Genomic DNA, 14,566 nt, shown 5'->3' with positions numbered 1-14,566 from the left:
CGGCGTCAAGCCGCCATCCGGGGTAATGCTCACCGCCACCGCATCGTCATGAGCAGCCCGGCGATCATCAGCACGAAGCCGATGGCGAAGTTCGTGTTGCCCAGATCCGCCATGAAGGGGATCTTGTCGCCCGCGATGTAGTTGACGACCAGCCACATCAGGCCGACCAGCATGAGACCGAACATCACGATCTTGTAGAACAGGTTCGACGGGCCCGCGGCCTTGACCTTCACCGGCGTGCGGCGGTCGGTCGGCGGGGTGTACGCCGTCTTCTTACGGACCTTGGACTTCGGCATCGTGTTCCTCGCGTACTGTTCGGCTTCCCTGGTGGCGATGACCCGCTTTCGGGTGCGCAACCAGCGCCACGTGCACACGTTAACGTAAACGAGCGCCGCTGGGCACCGTCCGGGACCGGTCGATTTCCCGCACTGTGACAATGGTGTCACACACGGTTCGACACTGTCCTGGTTCGACACGTGCTGGTTCGACACTGCGGCTTGGTTCGAGACTGAGGAGCTTGCGTGGCTGAGCGGGAAGAGCCGGGCGGGGACCGACGGCGGTACTCCCCACGACCCCCCGGCGGAGGCGGCCAGGCCCCCCGGCGTAGGCCGGACGAGGGTCGCGCCCCTGGAGAGGCGCCCACGCCGCGCCGGAGGCCGCCGGAAGGTCCGCCGCCGCGCCGCCGGATGGACGGGCCGCCACCGCGCCGTCGTCCCGCGCCGCCGCCGGGATCGACCGAAGAGACCGTCATGTTCGAACCGGTCGGCGGCGGCACCGCGACCGAGGAACGCCCGCCGCCGCGTGAGCTGGGCAAGGGCGGCGTCGCCATCCGGTCCGTGGGCGAACTGCTCATCACCGCCGGTCTCGTGGTGCTGCTGTTCATGGTCTACGAGGTCTACGTGACCGACCTGTTCTCCGCGGGCAAGCAGTCCGAGGCGAGTTCGGAGCTGGACGGCGACTGGTCGAAGGACCGGCAGCTGCACCCCGACCTCGTCGACGGGAAGGCGTTCGCCAGGATCCACATCCCGGTGTTCGGCGCCGACTTCAACTTCACCATCCAGGAAGGCACCACCGAGGCCGCGCTCGAAGTCGGCCCCGGCCACTACAAGGGCACGGCGCTGCCGGGCGAGCCGGGCAACTTCGCCATCGCCGGCCACCGGGTCGGCAAGGGCGCGCCGTTCAACGACCTGGACAACCTCAGCTCGTGCGAGCAGATCATCATCGAGACGCAGACAGACTTCTACATCTACAAGGTGCTGCCCTACAAGGACGAGGTCGAGGGCTGGGCCGCGGGCAAGGGCGCCGACCCGAAGTGCAAGAACGTCGGGACACTGCGTGACCCGAACGCCCCGGACGGCGGCGCCTACGGCGAGACCAACGGCCGCCGCATCGTGTTCCCGAGCAAGGGCGAAACGGTGAACCCGGTGCCGTACAAGGCCCCGGAGATCCTGCCGAAGGCCGAGCAGGTCTCGCTGCTCACGCTGACGACCTGTCACCCGAAGTTCTCGGCGAAGGAACGGCTCATCATCCACGCGGTGCTGGCCCAGCAGGTGCCGAAGAACCAGGTCGGCTCCTACGCCGAACTCCTGCCCAAGATCTCGGAGGCGCGCTGATGTACGGCTGGATCTGGCGCAAACTGCCGGGCCCCTTCGCGGTGAAGCTCGCGACGGCGGTCGTACTGGCTCTCGGGGTCGTGGCGCTGCTGATGTTCGTCGTCTTCCCCTGGCTGGAGCCCCGCCTGTGGTTCAACGAAGTGAGCGTCCAGTGATATCTGTCGAGCGCTGACGGAAATATTTCGCAGGGCGCTCGACCGTAGGTGACTCGCGGAGGCGTGTAGGCGCCCTGCAAAAGATTTCCGTGGGCCTTCGGCCCAAGAGAGGGCGCTCGACGGTGAAGTCTCCGTCGGGCGCAGAGCGCCCTTTGGGAGACCGTTGGGCTGAGTTCGAGTTGCGTTCAGGTAGGGGGCGGCAGTGCGGTTTGGGGTTTTTCTTGTCTCCGGGCGGTTTCCCGGGCAGGAGGACGCCGATGTCCTGCGCCGGTCGGTCGACGCCGCCATCGCCGCCGAGCGGGCCGGATTCGACGACGTGTGGTTCGCCGAGCACCACTTCATGCCGTACGGCGTCTGCCCGTCCGCGATCACCCTCGCCGCGCACGTCCTCGGCCGCACCGAGCGGATCGCGGTCGGCACCGCGGTGAGCGTGCTGTCGATCGCGCATCCGGTGGCGCTCGCCGAACAGTGGTCGCTGCTCGACGCGGTTTCCGGCGGACGGCTGCGGATCGGCGTCGGCAGGGGCGGGCCGTGGCAGGACCTCGAGGTCTTCGGCACCGGCGCGTCCCGCTACGAAACGGGCTTCGAAGAGAGCCTCGACCTGTTGCTCGCGGCGATGACGTCGGAGACCGTCGCGGCCGGCGGCGACCACTTCAGGTTCCGTGAGGTGCCGATGGTGCCGCGGCCCGAGCGGGCGCCGCGCATGGTGGTGGCCTGCGGGGACGCCGGATCGCGTGCCGTCCGGCTCGCCGCCGATCGCGGGCTGCCGATGTTGCTCGGCCTGCACGCCGCCGACGACGTCAAGATCGAAACCCTTGCCGCGTACGGGGATTCGGCCGCCGAGCACGTCTCGACGGTGATGTGCCAGGTCGGGGACGACGCGCTGGACGTCGTGCGGTCCGCGTTGCCGGGGTCCCTGAAGGAGGGCTTCGCCGGGCACGTGTACCTCGACGGCAAACGCGGCCTGGACAAGGATCCGGTGTCCTACACCGACAAACTGTGCGAGATGCACCCGATCGGCGGCGTGGAGTACTGCGTCGACCGGCTGGGAACGAGCATCCGGCGTACCGGGGTCTCCCACGTGATCATGATGGTGGAAGCGTCCGGTACGCCGGAGGGAACGCTCGAGAACATCGCGCGGATCGGCGCCGAAGTGCTGCCCGCGCTGCGTTAAGCGTCAGCAGTCACGCAGTTCCGGGCTCTGGTTCAGCAGTTGCCCGCGCACCGAGACGAACGCGCGGTAGCGGTCACTGTCCACTTGGGACGGTTTGAACGCGGCGACCCGGTGGCAGTTCTGGAACGCCAGCTTGACACCGAAGTGCCGTTCCAGCCCGCCGCGGATGGAGTCCGAGGCCAGCGCCCGCAGCAGCTGCCCGCGTTCGGCCTCGCTCGGCGGCGGCGTCTCGTTGTCGGCGAACCCGTCGGCCGCGCCATCGGCCTCCGCGATGACACCGGTGATCACGGTCCAGGCGTACGGCAGGGATTCCCGGACACAGGTGACGAATTCGGCGTCGGAGACCTCCCCGCGCTCGGCCTTCTCCAGCAGCGCGGGCGATACATCCAGAGACATCGAACCTCCGAGGGAGACACAGTGAACGTGGGCCTCCTTCCTGACTACTCACCCGCGGGCCAAGCCACAAGAGAAAACGATCATCATCACCACTTTGGCGGAAGCCGTCGTCACTCCCAGCGAAAGAGCTTCGCCGCCACGACACAACTGCCCACCGCGAAAGCCGCCAGAACGGCGAGTTGCAGCGGCTGGGCGCCCGCGCCGGTCCAGGCGTCTTCGAGGGCTTTGACGCCCGGCGGGATGTACGCGCCGATGTCCCGGATGGCCTCCGGAAGCAACGGACGCGGCAGCCAGACGCCGCCGAGGAACATGACCGGGATGTAGGCGATCATCGCGATCCCTCCCGCCGCCCGGCTGGTCTTGGCGACCGCCGCGGCGATCAGGCCGAGACCGAAGATCGCGATCGTGCCGAGGACGAACGTCAGCAGGAAGCCGAGCGGGTGCCGCGGGCTGGGGACGTCGAAGACGACGCCGGCCGTCACCAGGAGGATGCCGACACCGCCGATCGTCACGGTGACGTTGATGATCAGCTGTGCCACCAGCAGCTGGACCGGATGCACCGGCGTGGTGGCGTAGCGGCGGAGGATGCCCTGCTCGCGGTACGACGCGATGATCCCGGGGATCGATTGCAGGCCCATCATGGCCATGGTGAGCACGATCATCGACGGGACCCAGGCGTCGAGGAAGCGCATGCCCGTCGCTGTTCCGCTTTCCGCGCGAATGCCGGGGATCACCCCGAGCACGGCCGTGATGGCCGTCGGCAGCACGAGGCCGCCGATGACGAAGCCCGGCGTGCGGAGGGCGAGTTTCGTTTCGGTGAGAGTGATCTTGGCGAGGGTGTTCATTTTTCGTCTCCTCGATCAGTCGCGGCCGGTCAGGGACACGAAGGCTTCGTCCAAAGTGGATTTACCGGCGCGGTCACGGAGTTCGCCGGGGGTGCCGGTGGCGACCACGCGCCCGGCGTCGAAGATCGCGAGGCGGTCGCAAAGGCGCTCGGCCTCGTCCATGAAGTGCGTGACGAGAAGGACGGTGACGCCGGTGTCGCGTACGGTCTCGACGAGCTTCCAGGTGTCGCGGCGGGCATGCGGATCCAGACCGGTGGTCAGCTCGTCGAGGACGGCGACCTCGGGGCGGCCGACCAGCGCGAGCGCGATCGAAACGCGCTGCTTCTGGCCGCCGGAAAGCTTGCCGAAGTACTGGTTCCGCTGCTCGGTGAGACCGAGTTTCGCGAGCAGGTCGCCGGTGTCGGCGGGGTTCGCGTAGAAGGACGCGTAGAGGTCGAGCGCCTCATGGACCTTGATCTTGTCCGGAAGGCTGCTTTCCTGGAGCTGCGAGCCGAGGCGCTGCCGGAGGGCGCCGTGGTCCTTGCCTGGGTCGAGGCCGAGGACCGACATGGTGCCGGAGTCCGGCGAGCGCAGTCCCTGGAGGCATTCGACGGTGGTGGTCTTGCCCGCGCCGTTGGTCCCGAGGATCCCGAAGATCTCGCCCTGTTCCACGTGGAACGAAACGTCGTCGACCGCGACGCGCCCCCCGTACGTCTTGCGGAGGTTGGTGACTTCGATGAGTGGCATGCGAAAAACGTTATGGCGCAAGGGACTTGGCCAGAATGGCGCTGAACCCACACCTGGGGTGGGGCTGGGCCCACCCTGATCGGGGGCCTGCGGTCACTGTGCCTGCCGGGATGGTGGGGAAGACTTCGTCGCATGATCCGCACCCACCTCACCTCAGTGCGCCGGGGCTTCGTGCTCGCGGCCTTGGCGCTGGTGAGCTGGCTGGACCTGCTGCTCGAACTGGTGGGTTTCTGCCTGCTCTGTGTCGGCCTGGTCTTCGCCTACACGCTGGCGCTCGAAGGGACGCGTCCGCGCGCCGCGCTCACCCGGCGACTGTCCGGGCGCTGGTGCGGGATCGAGGTCGAGCCGCCCTATCGGCCGGCGCCGCCGGAGCCGGAACGCGAGCGCGACGGCTGGTACCGCGAAGGGAACAGCCTGTTCAAGCGGTCCTGGTTCATCCGGTGGACCAAACGGTTCGAGTGGATTTCCGACGATCCGGCGACCGGCCGCGATCTCGGCTGGCAGCTGTGGAATCCGCTCGCGGGCTTGCTGCTCGTGCCCGCGGTCCTGGTGGCCGGGCCGCGCGCGCTCCGGCTGTACGGGAAGTGGACGCGCTGGTGGCTCGGACCCCGCCCGGCCCGCGACCGTGACGGCTGGGTCAAGGGCAGGTTGAAGGCGCTGGGGTTCCAGCTGGGCCTGTTCGCGCTTTCGGCCGCACAACTCGGGATGGTGTTCCCGACGCTGTTCGCCCTGGTCTGGCCGTCGCCGCTGTTCCCGACGATGGTCGTCGCCGGTCGTACGGTGACCGACACCCTGCGCCGCGAGGCCAAGAACTGGACCGGCGTGCGGATCGACCGCCCATACCTGCCGGAGCCGCCGTTCCCCGTCCCCCGTGCGGACGGGATGTACCAGCACGGACGGCAGCTGTACGACACGCCGTGGTGGCCGGCGCGGCTGGCGCGCTTCCGCTGGGCGATCTCCGACCGCGCGACCTGGCGCGACCTGGCGGCCGCGGTGGCCAACTCCGTGGTGCTGCTGCTGATGGTGGTGCCGACGGCGGCACTGGTGTTCTTCGGCTTCTGGGGCGTGCTGGCACTGTGGGTCTGGCGGCCGATCGGCCAGTGGACGGGCATCTCGTGGTCGACCACGAACTGGTTTTCGATGGTCGGCTTGCCCGAGGCGACCACGCACGGGCAAGCGCTCGCCCTGACTCCCGTCGCGGTGGCGGCCTTCGTCGCCGGGCTGATCGCGACGCCGTGGCTCGCCCGTCAAGGAGCGCGCTTCGCGAAGCTGCTGCTGGGGCCGACAGAGGCTTCGCGGCTGGCGCAGCGCGTCGAACGGCTGAAGCAGACGCGGACCGACGCGTCGGTCGCGCAGGCCGCCGAGCTCCGGCGCATCGAGCGGGACCTGCACGACGGGGTCCAGTCGCGGCTGGTCGCGCTGGGGATGAAGCTGGGAGCGGTCGAAGCGCTGATCGACAGCGATCCGGCCGCGGCGAAACGGCTGGCCGCCGAGCTCCGGCAGACGTCGTCCGAGACGCTGACCGAGTTGCGGCTGCTGGTGCGCGGGATTCACCCGCCGGTGTTGTCCGAGCGGGGTCTCGGTGACGCGGTGCGGGCAATGGCGCTGGACAGTCCGATGCGGGCTTCGGTGAACGGCGTCCTGCCCCGGCTGGAGCAGCCCGCCGAGGCGTGCGCGTACTTCGCGGTCAGCGAGTTGCTGGGCAACGCCGCGAAACACGGCGAGGCGCGGCGAGTGTCGATCGAACTGGGCTACGAAGACGGTCTGCTGCGGATCGAGGTGACCGACGACGGCAAGGGCGGCGCGAACGCGGCCCGGGGAAGCGGGATCCGCGGGATCGAACGCAGGCTGGGCCCGTTCGACGGTACTTTTGCTCTGACCAGCCCGCCCGGCGGGCCGACGAAGGCGACCATGGAGATCCCGTGCCAGCTCGACCCCGATGCGTCGTCGCCGAGGACCAGTACCTCCTCCGAGACGGCCTGACGCATTTGCTGACCGCGCACGGTTTCGACGTCGTCGAGGCGGTCGGGACCGGGCCGGAACTGGAGCACGCGCTGCGCACGCACCGGCCGGACGTTTCCGTCGTCGACGTCCGGATGCCGCCGACGCTCACCGACGAGGGCCTCCAGGTTTCGCTGGCGGTGCGGCGCGACATCCCCGGACTGCCGATTCTCGTGCTGTCACAACACGTCGAGCAGCTCTACGCCAGGGAACTGCTGGCCGACGGCGCCGGCGCGATCGGCTACCTGTTGAAGGACCGGGTCTTCAACGCGGACCAGTTCATCGACGCGGTGCGGCGCGTGGCGGGCGGCGGGACCGCGATGGACCCCGAAGTGATCGCGAAACTGGTGGCCGGCAACGCATCCGACCCCCTCGCGGCGCTGACCCCACGCGAACGCGAGGTGCTCGGCCTGATGGCCGAAGGCTGTTCCAACGCCGCCATCGCCGGACGGCTGCACTTCAGCGAAGGGGCGGTGGGGAAGCACACCGCGAACATCTTCGCGAAACTCGGCATCGTCGCTTCGGACGACACGAACCGCCGCGTGCTCGCGGTCCTGGCCTACCTGGGCTCCTGAACTCCGCCGGATGTCAGGAAAGGGTCGTTCAGGACAGTTTTCGTCCTGAACGACCCTTTCCTGACATGCCAGACAGCTGAACGGTTCAGTCCCTGGAGATCCGAGTCATCTCGTCGCGCTCCACGACCTTCACGCGTTCCCGGCCATGCGGGACGCCGAGGGCCTTCTCGTGGGCGTCGAGCTTGCCCCAGCCTTCCCAGGTGGTGAAGGGAACGCCGCGTTCGGTCAGGAAACCGAGGATCGCGTCGGGGTCTTCGATGGCCGGAGCCGCCAGCGCGTCGGCATCGGCCAGCAGGCTCGCGATCGTTTCGGCCGCGTCGCCCTTGGTGTGACCGATGAGGCCGACCGGGCCGCGTTTGATCCAGCCGGTCACGTAGACGCCCGGCACCTGGTCCTCATCGATGTCCAGCACCCGGCCCGCCTGGTTCGGCACGGTCCCGGTGGTGTGGTCGAACGGGATCTCCGGCAGATGCGACGACAGGTAACCCACCGCGCGGTAGACGGCCTGGACGTCCCAGTCGTGGAACTCGCCGGTGCCGCGAACGTTGCCGTCACCGGTCAGTTCGGTGCGCTCGGTACGGAGGCCGGTGACCTTGCCGTCCTCGCCGACGATCTCGCAGGGCGAGTGCAGGAAGTGCAGGTGCAGCCGCTTCGGCCGGTCACCCTGGTCGCGGATCGCCCACTCCTGCAGCGTCTTCACGACCATGTCGATCTGCTTCGACGCCCGCAGCGCGGCGATGCTGCCCTCGTCGAACTCGATGTCCTCGGGGTAGACGATGACCTCGACGTTCGGCGAGTGGTCCAGTTCGCGCAGCTCCAGCGGCGTGAACTTCGCCTGTGCCGGGCCACGGCGGCCGAACACGTGCACGTCGGTGACCGGGCTGGCCTTCAGGCCCTGGTAGACGTTGTCCGGGATGTCGGTGCTGAGCAGCTCGTCCGCGGTCTTCGCGAGGATCCGCGCCACGTCGAGCGCCACGTTCCCGACGCCGAGGACGGCGACCGATGTCGCGTTCAGCGGCCAGGTGCGCGGCACGTCCGGGTGCCCGTCGTACCAGGATACGAAGTCCGCGGCGCCGTAGCTGCCGTCGAGGTCGATCCCGGGGATGTCCAGCGCGCGGTCGGCCATGGCGCCGGTCGAGAAGATCACCGCGTCGTAGAACTGGCGCAGGTCGTCGAGTTTGAGGTCGGTCCCGTAGTCGACGTTGCCCAGCAGCCGGATGTTCGGCTTGTCGAGGACCTTGTGCAGGGCGGTGACGATGCCCTTGATCCGGGGATGGTCGGGCGCGACGCCGTACCGGATCAGCCCGAACGGCGCCGGCATGCGCTCGAACAGGTCGATCGTTACAGATCCAGCACTGTCGGAGGACTTGTCGAGCAGGTCGGCTGCGTAGATACCGGCCGGACCGGCACCCACGATGGCTACACGAAGAGAACGGCTCACTCCTACCACGGTAAGTTAGGCAGCCCTAACAATCATTGTGATCTGGCGTACGGTCCACCTGGTGGGAGCCGCTAAGCTGGCTTCATGCGCGTGCTCGTCGTCGACAACTACGACAGTTTTGTCTACAACCTGGTCCAGTATCTGGCCCAGCTCGGCGCCGACTGCACCGTCTGGCGTAACGACGTGGTGGAGATCGACAAGCTCGCCCAGTTCGACGCGGTGCTCGTCTCTCCCGGCCCCGGAACCCCGGAACGTGCTGGTCAGAGCATGGACGTCGTCCGCGAATGCGCCGAAAAACGGATCCCGATGCTGGGTGTCTGCCTCGGCCATCAGGCGCTGGGTGTCGTCTTCGGCGCCACCGTCGACCGCGCCCCGGAACTGCTGCACGGCAAGACCAGTCAAGTCCACCATTCGGACGAAGGGATCCTCGCCGGGCTCCCCGCGGAATTCACCGCAACGCGGTACCACTCGCTGACCGTTTTGCCCGAAACCATCGACGACGCCGTGTTCGAGATCACAGGCCGCACCGAGTCCGGGGTCGTGATGGGCATGCGGCATCGCGAACTGCCGCTCGAAGGCGTCCAGTTCCACCCCGAGTCCGTGCTCACCCAGGGCGGGCACCGGATGCTGGCGAACTGGATGGCTTCCGCCGGGCACCCGGTGCCCGAAGCCAAGGTCGACGAACTCGAACAGGAGACCCGCGCGCTGCAGAAGGCCGCTGCTGCGTGACCTCGCTGATCCGGCTCGAACGAGTCGGGAAGCGCTACGGTCGCGGTGAACCCGTGCTCGTCGACGTCGACCTCGACGTCCCGGCGGGCCACGTCGTCGGCGTCCTCGGCTCGAACGGCTCGGGGAAGTCGACGCTGCTCAGGATCCTCGCGGCCCTTTCCCGTCAGACCTCGGGAGCCGTCGTGGGCGGCCCGCGCGTCGGCTACCTGCCCGACCGTTTCCCGGCGGGACAGCGGATGAGCGCCAGGGCGTACCTGCGGCATATGGCCCGCATCGACGGTCTTGTCGACTTGTCGGCAATCGATCCCTTGCTGGACAGGCTGGCGCTGGTCGGCGGGCCGGACGCGCCGTTGCGGACCCTGTCGAAGGGCAACGCCCAGAAGGTCGGCCTCGCCCAGGCCGTCCTGTCCGAGCCGGAACTGCTGATCCTCGACGAGCCCTGGTCCGGCCTCGACGTCGAAGCACACGCGGTGCTCGGCGAAATCGTCGCCGAGACCAAGGAGCGGGGCGCGAGCGTGGTCTTCACCGACCACCGCGCGGCCGTCGTGCACGCCCACGCCGACGACGTCTATCGGATGGACGCGGGCCTGCTGACCCGCGTCGAAACGAGAGCCGAAAACGCGACAAGGATCGTCCTTCACGGATCCGGTGGCGACTGGTCTTCGGAACCCGGCGTCAGCCAGGCCGAGACCGAGGGCGAGAAGGTCGTCTTGACGGTCGAAGCGGGGCACACGGACGCCGTCCTGCTGCGCGCGCTCAACCGCGGCTTCTCGGTCCGGGAGGTGGCGCCGTGCTCGCGATGACCCGCTACTACCTCGCGGTGCTCGGCCATTCCCAGCGCTATCTCCCCGCGATCCTCGCCTATCTCGCGGTCAACACCGTGCTCTACACGGATCCGAAGTCGCCGCTGCTGCCGCAGTACGGGATCAGCGCGGGTTCGCTCCTGGTGGTCTCGTGCTGGCTGACCATCGCGATGCTCGACGTCGAAGACCCGGTCCAGCGGCTCGTCACCTTCAGCCACGCACGACGCTGGCGATCGGTCCTCGCCGGCGCCACGCTGGCCGTCTTCGGCTGCGCCACCGTGCTGATCGTCGTGACGCTGGCGTGGTCGGGCCTCCGATCCGGCGGCTTCCCGATCGGCACCCTCGCCCTCGGCGGCGCGGCGCACGCGTTGTGCGCGCTGTTCGGGATCGCGATCGGCCTGCCCTGTTCGCGGCTGCTGGTGCCGCGCGTCGGCTGGTCCGTCCTGGCGGCGGTCTTCGCGCTCGCGGCCGCGCTCCTGGTGAAATGGCTGCCGCTGGCCAACCCGCTGCTGCGTGCCCTGACCTCGCAACTACCACTGGCCGCTCCGTTCACGGTGGCCGTGGTGGCGGCGGTCGCCGCCCTGCTGCTGAGCGCGACGGCCGTCGGATACCTGCTCCGCCGCAACGCCTGATGCCGCGTCTCATCGCACTGAACGGCCCGCCCGCGACCTCACCATGAGCTGGCCATGCCCCCAATGTGGCATTGGGGACGCTGAGCGTCCCCAATGCCACATCGGGGGCATCGAACGAGACCCCGCCACTCGAAAAGAAGCCCCTGAGCTGAAAAGGCCCCGCACGAAACCGTGCGGGGCCCTTTTCAGCTCTGCCTATCCGTTACCCGGTAGACCGGGGATGCCCGTCCGGGAACTCGTCGTCGGTGTCTCATCGCCTTCGACGATAAACAGCGTGATCGGCGCGTTCTTGGCGATCTTCGCACCGGCCTGCGGGTTGGTCTTGCTGACTTTGCCCGCCAGGTCACGGTCACCGTTCTTGTCGGCCTGAGTGTCCAGTTGACCTGACCAGCCTAGCTGTTGCAACTGCCGGATTGCCTGGTCGTCTGTCATGCCCTGCAGGATCGGCATCTCGAAGGTCTCCTGGCTGCCGTCCGACACGGACAGCTTGACCACACTGCCGACGGCCAGCTTGCCGCCGTTCGGGGTCTGGTCGATGACCGTGCCCTTGGGCTGTTCGGAGCTCACGTTGGTGACCTGCGGGGTGAACCCTGCCGCCTTCAAACCGGCTTCGGCCTCGGCCTGCGTCTTGCCCTTGTAGTTCTGGACCGTCTTCAGTTCCTTGGACTTGCCGACCGTGATGTCGACCTTCGAGCCCTGGTCGACCTCGGCCTGCGAAGCCGGGTTCTGCGAGATGACCTTGCCGGCCTCGTTGGTGTCTTCGGTCTCTTCCTCGCTGGTCGCACCGAGCTTCAGACCGGCCGCGGTCAGCGCCGCCGTGGCCTCGGCCACGCTCTTGCCCTTGAGGTCCGGCGTCTTGACCTTGCCCGGCTTCGCGCCGACGGTCAGCGTGATCTTGTCCAAGGTGGGCGTCACCTGGCCTTCGGCCGGGCTGATCGCGATGACCTTGTCGATCTGGTTCTCGTCGCAGGCGGGCTGGCCGTTCACGGACTCGCCGGTGCACGTGATCTTCTTGGTCTGCTCGAACGAGTTGAACCCGACGCCGCGGAGCGTGTCCTTCGCCGAAGCCTCGGACTGGCCGATCACCTTCGGGATCGCCTTGCTCTCCGCGCCGGATCCGCTGAACGCGTTGGACAGCCACATGATCAGCAGCACCACCGCCGCCAGCGAGACCACCAGACCGGCGATGAGCCAGGCACGGCGCTTCTTCTTCGCGGCCGGGTCTTCGTCTTCGTCCTCGTACTGGTCGTAGCGCTGCGGCACCCGGCGGTCGGAGTCCATGACCTGGGTGCGCTCGTCCTCCGACATCACCATCGGCGCGGACGGCCGCTGGCCGGACAGCGTGCGGACCAGGTCCGAACGCATCTCCGCCGACGACTGGTAGCGGTTCGCCGGGCCCTTCGCGAGGGCCTTGAGCACGACGGCGTCGAGCTCGGGCGCCACGGCCGGGTTCACCGACGACGGCGGGTTCGGGTCTTCCCGGACGTGCTGGTACGCGACCGCCACGGGGGAGTCGCCGGTGAAGGGCGGCTCGCCGGTGATGAGTTCGTACAGCACACAGCCTGCGGCGTAGACGTCGGAACGCGCGTCGACGGACTCACCGCGCGCCTGCTCCGGCGAGAGGTACTGCGCCGTGCCGATCACCGCGGCGGTCTGCGTCATCGCGGACTGCCCGTCGTGCATGGCGCGCGCGATGCCGAAGTCCATCACCTTGACGGCGCCGTTCTTCGTGATCATCACGTTCGCCGGTTTGACGTCGCGGTGCACGATGCCGTGCCGGTGCGAGAAGTCCAGCGCCGCGCAGACGTCGGCCATGACCTCCATCGCCCGCTTCTGCGACATCGGGCCTTCGGTCTTCACGATGTCCCGCAGGGTCCGTCCTTCGACGAACTCCATGACGATGTAGGGCAGCGGGCCGAACTCGGTGTTCGTCTCGCCGGTGTCGTAGACGGCGACGATCGCCGGGTGGTTCAGTGCCGCCGCGTTCTGTGCCTCGCGACGGAAACGTTCTTGGAACTGGGGATCCCGCGCCAGGTCGGCACGCAGGATCTTGATCGCCACCTCCCGGCCCAGGCGCACGTCGTGGCCGTGGTGGACCTCGGACATGCCTCCGTAGCCGAGTGTCTCGCCCAGCTCGTAGCGGTTGCTGAGCAGTCTTGGTGTGCTCATCTCTGCGTGCCGTTCCATTCCGTCCAAGGTTTGCTGCTCATCATTCCTGGATTCGCCTGTCCGGCCGGCTCCTCGGTGCCGCCCTCCGTCGGCACCGCGGGGTACGCGGATGTCGGCGAAGGACCTTCAGACTCCTTACCCGGAGCCGGTGCTTGTTCACTCGTTTCCACGCCGCCCGACTGCGGTCCGTTGCCCGAACCGACCAGTCTCACGATGAGGAAGGCTCCTGCCACCAGTACTGCGATCAGGATCACCGCGAGCAGCACCCACCAACCCCACTGCGTCCGTCTGCCTGGCAGGCGGCGGACCGCCATCGGCGGCGGGCCGGTGACCGGGTGCATCGCGGGATGCGACGCCGGTCCGACCGCCGCCATCGGGTTCGGCGGCGAATGCGGGCCGGGCGGGACCTGCTGCGGCAGCACCGGCTGGCCCGCCGAGTAGGCCACGTTGACCAGCCCAGACGGCGTCGGCAGCGGAAGCCCGGCGCGGACGGCGGCCACCGCGGCCGCGAACTCACCGCCGCTGTTGTACCGCTGTCTCGGATCCTTGATCAGGGTCGCCTCGATGACCGCGCGGGTGCCGGGGGGCACGTCCGGCGGCAGCGGCGGCGGGAGGTCGCGGATATGCATCATCGCGACGGTCACCGCGTTCTCCGAAAGGAACGGCCGGTGCCCGGTGAGGCATTCGTAGCCGCAGACGGCGAGCGAGTAGACGTCGCTCGCCGGTTCGGCGTTGTGCCCGAGCGCCTGTTCGGGGGCGATGTAGTGCGCGGTGCCCATCACCATGCCGGATCTGGTCACCGGCGCGGCGTCGGCGGCCTTGGCGACCCCGAAGTCGGTGATCTTCACCTGGCCGGCCGGGGTGACCATGATGTTGCCCGGTTTGACGTCGCGGTGCACAAGACCCGTTTCGTGCGCGGCCTGCAGCGCGTTACCGGCCTGCTCGAGGATGTCCAAAGTCCGCTCGGCGTTCAGCCGTCCTTCGCGGGTGATGATCGCGGCCAGCGGATCGCCTTCGACCAGCTCCATCACCAGATACGCGATCGACAGCTCGTCCGCGACGGTCTCGCCGTAGTCGTGCACGGCGGCGATGCCGGGGTGGTTCAGCGACGCCGTCATCCGCGCCTCGGTCCGGAACCGGTGCAGGAACTCCGCGTCGCCGGACAGCTCCGCCTTGAGGATCTTGACCGCGACCGTCCGGTCCAGCCGCGTGTCACTGGCCTGCCAGACCTCGCCCATCCCGCCGACGGCGATCCGGTTCGTCAGCTTGTACCGGTCGGCCAGCAGCTGACCCGAGGACAGCATCCG

General features: G+C 68.4%; 15 protein-coding genes. 8 read left to right on the top strand and 7 right to left on the bottom strand.

The genetic code is table 11. The features are described from left to right. Positions 1 to 29: 29 nt before the first annotated feature. Positions 30 to 296 (bottom strand): cell division protein CrgA, encoded by a 267-nt coding sequence (gene crgA, locus DMH03_RS04225; protein WP_101613637.1) that lies wholly within the window; start codon positions 294 to 296, stop codon positions 30 to 32. A gap of 390 nt (positions 297 to 686) precedes the next feature. Here crgA and DMH03_RS04220 point away from each other — a divergent pair, with 390 nt between their 5' ends. From DMH03_RS04220 to DMH03_RS04210, 3 genes are all read left to right on the top strand, one after another. Next, a complete protein-coding gene (locus DMH03_RS04220; protein ID WP_125790658.1) occupies positions 687 to 1,613 on the top strand; it encodes a class E sortase in 927 nt (308 codons plus the stop codon). Continuing rightward, positions 1,613 to 1,768 (top strand): hypothetical protein, encoded by a 156-nt coding sequence (locus DMH03_RS04215; RefSeq protein ID WP_125781595.1) that lies wholly within the window; start codon positions 1,613 to 1,615, stop codon positions 1,766 to 1,768. Before DMH03_RS04220 ends, DMH03_RS04215 begins: the two co-directional genes overlap by 1 nt. Positions 1,769 to 1,970: 202 nt before the next feature. Next, positions 1,971 to 2,942, top strand: coding sequence for an LLM class flavin-dependent oxidoreductase (locus DMH03_RS04210; RefSeq protein ID WP_125790657.1), 972 nt, complete (start codon positions 1,971 to 1,973; stop codon positions 2,940 to 2,942). 3 nt (positions 2,943 to 2,945) lie between these two features. Here the strand turns inward: DMH03_RS04210 and DMH03_RS04205 are convergent, their stop codons facing one another. The 3 genes from DMH03_RS04205 to DMH03_RS04195 form a co-directional block, all read right to left on the bottom strand. Continuing rightward, positions 2,946 to 3,338 carry an SCO5389 family protein gene (locus tag DMH03_RS04205; RefSeq protein WP_125781599.1) on the bottom strand — a complete coding sequence of 131 codons (393 nt, stop codon included), beginning with the start codon at positions 3,336 to 3,338 and terminating at the stop codon, positions 2,946 to 2,948. A gap of 110 nt (positions 3,339 to 3,448) precedes the next feature. Beyond that, on the bottom strand, positions 3,449 to 4,183 hold the full coding sequence (locus tag DMH03_RS04200; RefSeq protein WP_125790656.1) for an ABC transporter permease: 735 nt from the start codon (positions 4,181 to 4,183) through the stop codon (positions 3,449 to 3,451). Between the two features lie 15 nt (positions 4,184 to 4,198). Beyond that, complete coding sequence (locus tag DMH03_RS04195) at positions 4,199 to 4,909, bottom strand: ABC transporter ATP-binding protein (protein WP_125790655.1); 711 nt, start codon at positions 4,907 to 4,909, stop codon at positions 4,199 to 4,201. 132 nt (positions 4,910 to 5,041) lie between these two features. Between DMH03_RS04195 and DMH03_RS04190 the strand changes: the two genes are divergently transcribed. Together DMH03_RS04190 and DMH03_RS04185 are read left to right on the top strand one after the other, a co-directional pair. Further along, positions 5,042 to 6,892, top strand: coding sequence for a sensor histidine kinase (locus tag DMH03_RS04190; RefSeq protein ID WP_125790654.1), 1,851 nt, complete (start codon positions 5,042 to 5,044; stop codon positions 6,890 to 6,892). Continuing rightward, the gene (locus DMH03_RS04185) at positions 6,832 to 7,485 is read left to right on the top strand and encodes a response regulator transcription factor (protein WP_125790653.1); all 654 of its coding nucleotides are present in this window, start codon (positions 6,832 to 6,834) and stop codon (positions 7,483 to 7,485) included. The genes DMH03_RS04190 and DMH03_RS04185 overlap by 61 nt, the downstream gene beginning before the upstream one ends. Positions 7,486 to 7,570: 85 nt before the next feature. Here DMH03_RS04185 and DMH03_RS04180 read toward each other — a convergent pair whose 3' ends face one another. Further along, a complete protein-coding gene (locus DMH03_RS04180; protein ID WP_125791534.1) occupies positions 7,571 to 8,899 on the bottom strand; it encodes a pyridine nucleotide-disulfide oxidoreductase in 1,329 nt (442 codons plus the stop codon). Between the two features lie 111 nt (positions 8,900 to 9,010). Here DMH03_RS04180 and DMH03_RS04175 point away from each other — a divergent pair, with 111 nt between their 5' ends. From DMH03_RS04175 to DMH03_RS04165, 3 genes are read left to right on the top strand one after another with little or no spacing between them, the layout of a single operon-like run. Then, positions 9,011 to 9,655, top strand: coding sequence for an aminodeoxychorismate/anthranilate synthase component II (locus DMH03_RS04175; RefSeq protein WP_125790652.1), 645 nt, complete (start codon positions 9,011 to 9,013; stop codon positions 9,653 to 9,655). After that, positions 9,652 to 10,458, top strand: a complete 807-nt coding sequence (locus DMH03_RS04170) for an ABC transporter ATP-binding protein (protein WP_125790651.1) — start codon at positions 9,652 to 9,654, stop codon at positions 10,456 to 10,458. The genes DMH03_RS04175 and DMH03_RS04170 overlap by 4 nt, the downstream gene beginning before the upstream one ends. Next, the gene (locus tag DMH03_RS04165) at positions 10,446 to 11,090 is read left to right on the top strand and encodes a hypothetical protein (RefSeq protein WP_125790650.1); all 645 of its coding nucleotides are present in this window, start codon (positions 10,446 to 10,448) and stop codon (positions 11,088 to 11,090) included. The genes DMH03_RS04170 and DMH03_RS04165 overlap by 13 nt, the downstream gene beginning before the upstream one ends. 195 nt (positions 11,091 to 11,285) lie before the next feature. Here the strand turns inward: DMH03_RS04165 and pknB are convergent, their stop codons facing one another. Further along, positions 11,286 to 13,259 (bottom strand): Stk1 family PASTA domain-containing Ser/Thr kinase, encoded by a 1,974-nt coding sequence (pknB, locus tag DMH03_RS04160; protein WP_125791533.1) that lies wholly within the window; start codon positions 13,257 to 13,259, stop codon positions 11,286 to 11,288. Beyond that, positions 13,256 to 14,563 carry a protein kinase gene (locus tag DMH03_RS04155; RefSeq protein WP_125790649.1) on the bottom strand — a complete coding sequence of 436 codons (1,308 nt, stop codon included), beginning with the start codon at positions 14,561 to 14,563 and terminating at the stop codon, positions 13,256 to 13,258. The genes pknB and DMH03_RS04155 overlap by 4 nt, the downstream gene beginning before the upstream one ends. Between the last annotated feature and the right edge of the window lie 3 nt (positions 14,564 to 14,566).

Source organism: Amycolatopsis sp. WAC 01376, from assembly GCF_003947415.1.
Lineage (GTDB): Bacteria > Actinomycetota > Actinomycetes > Mycobacteriales > Pseudonocardiaceae > Amycolatopsis.
The sequence above is the reverse complement of the archived record's forward strand: the minus strand, read 5'-3'. Positions and strand labels throughout refer to the sequence as shown.

Bases quoted from the DNA above. Each gene is read 5' to 3' on its own strand.
- crgA (WP_101613637.1), bottom strand. From the start codon at position 296: ATGCCGAAGTCCAAGGTCCGTAAGAAGACGGCGTACACCCCGCCGACC.
- DMH03_RS04220 (WP_125790658.1), top strand. From the start codon at position 687: ATGGACGGGCCGCCACCGCGCCGTCGTCCCGCGCCGCCGCCGGGATCG.
- DMH03_RS04215 (WP_125781595.1), top strand. From the start codon at position 1,613: ATGTACGGCTGGATCTGGCGCAAACTGCCGGGCCCCTTCGCGGTGAAG.
- DMH03_RS04205 (WP_125781599.1), bottom strand. From the start codon at position 3,338: ATGTCTCTGGATGTATCGCCCGCGCTGCTGGAGAAGGCCGAGCGCGGG.
- DMH03_RS04200 (WP_125790656.1), bottom strand. From the start codon at position 4,183: ATGAACACCCTCGCCAAGATCACTCTCACCGAAACGAAACTCGCCCTC.
- DMH03_RS04195 (WP_125790655.1), bottom strand. From the start codon at position 4,909: ATGCCACTCATCGAAGTCACCAACCTCCGCAAGACGTACGGGGGGCGC.
- DMH03_RS04190 (WP_125790654.1), top strand. From the start codon at position 5,042: ATGATCCGCACCCACCTCACCTCAGTGCGCCGGGGCTTCGTGCTCGCG.
- DMH03_RS04175 (WP_125790652.1), top strand. From the start codon at position 9,011: ATGCGCGTGCTCGTCGTCGACAACTACGACAGTTTTGTCTACAACCTG.
- pknB (WP_125791533.1), bottom strand. From the start codon at position 13,259: ATGAGCACACCAAGACTGCTCAGCAACCGCTACGAGCTGGGCGAGACA.
- DMH03_RS04155 (WP_125790649.1), bottom strand. From the start codon at position 14,563: ATGCTGTCCTCGGGTCAGCTGCTGGCCGACCGGTACAAGCTGACGAAC.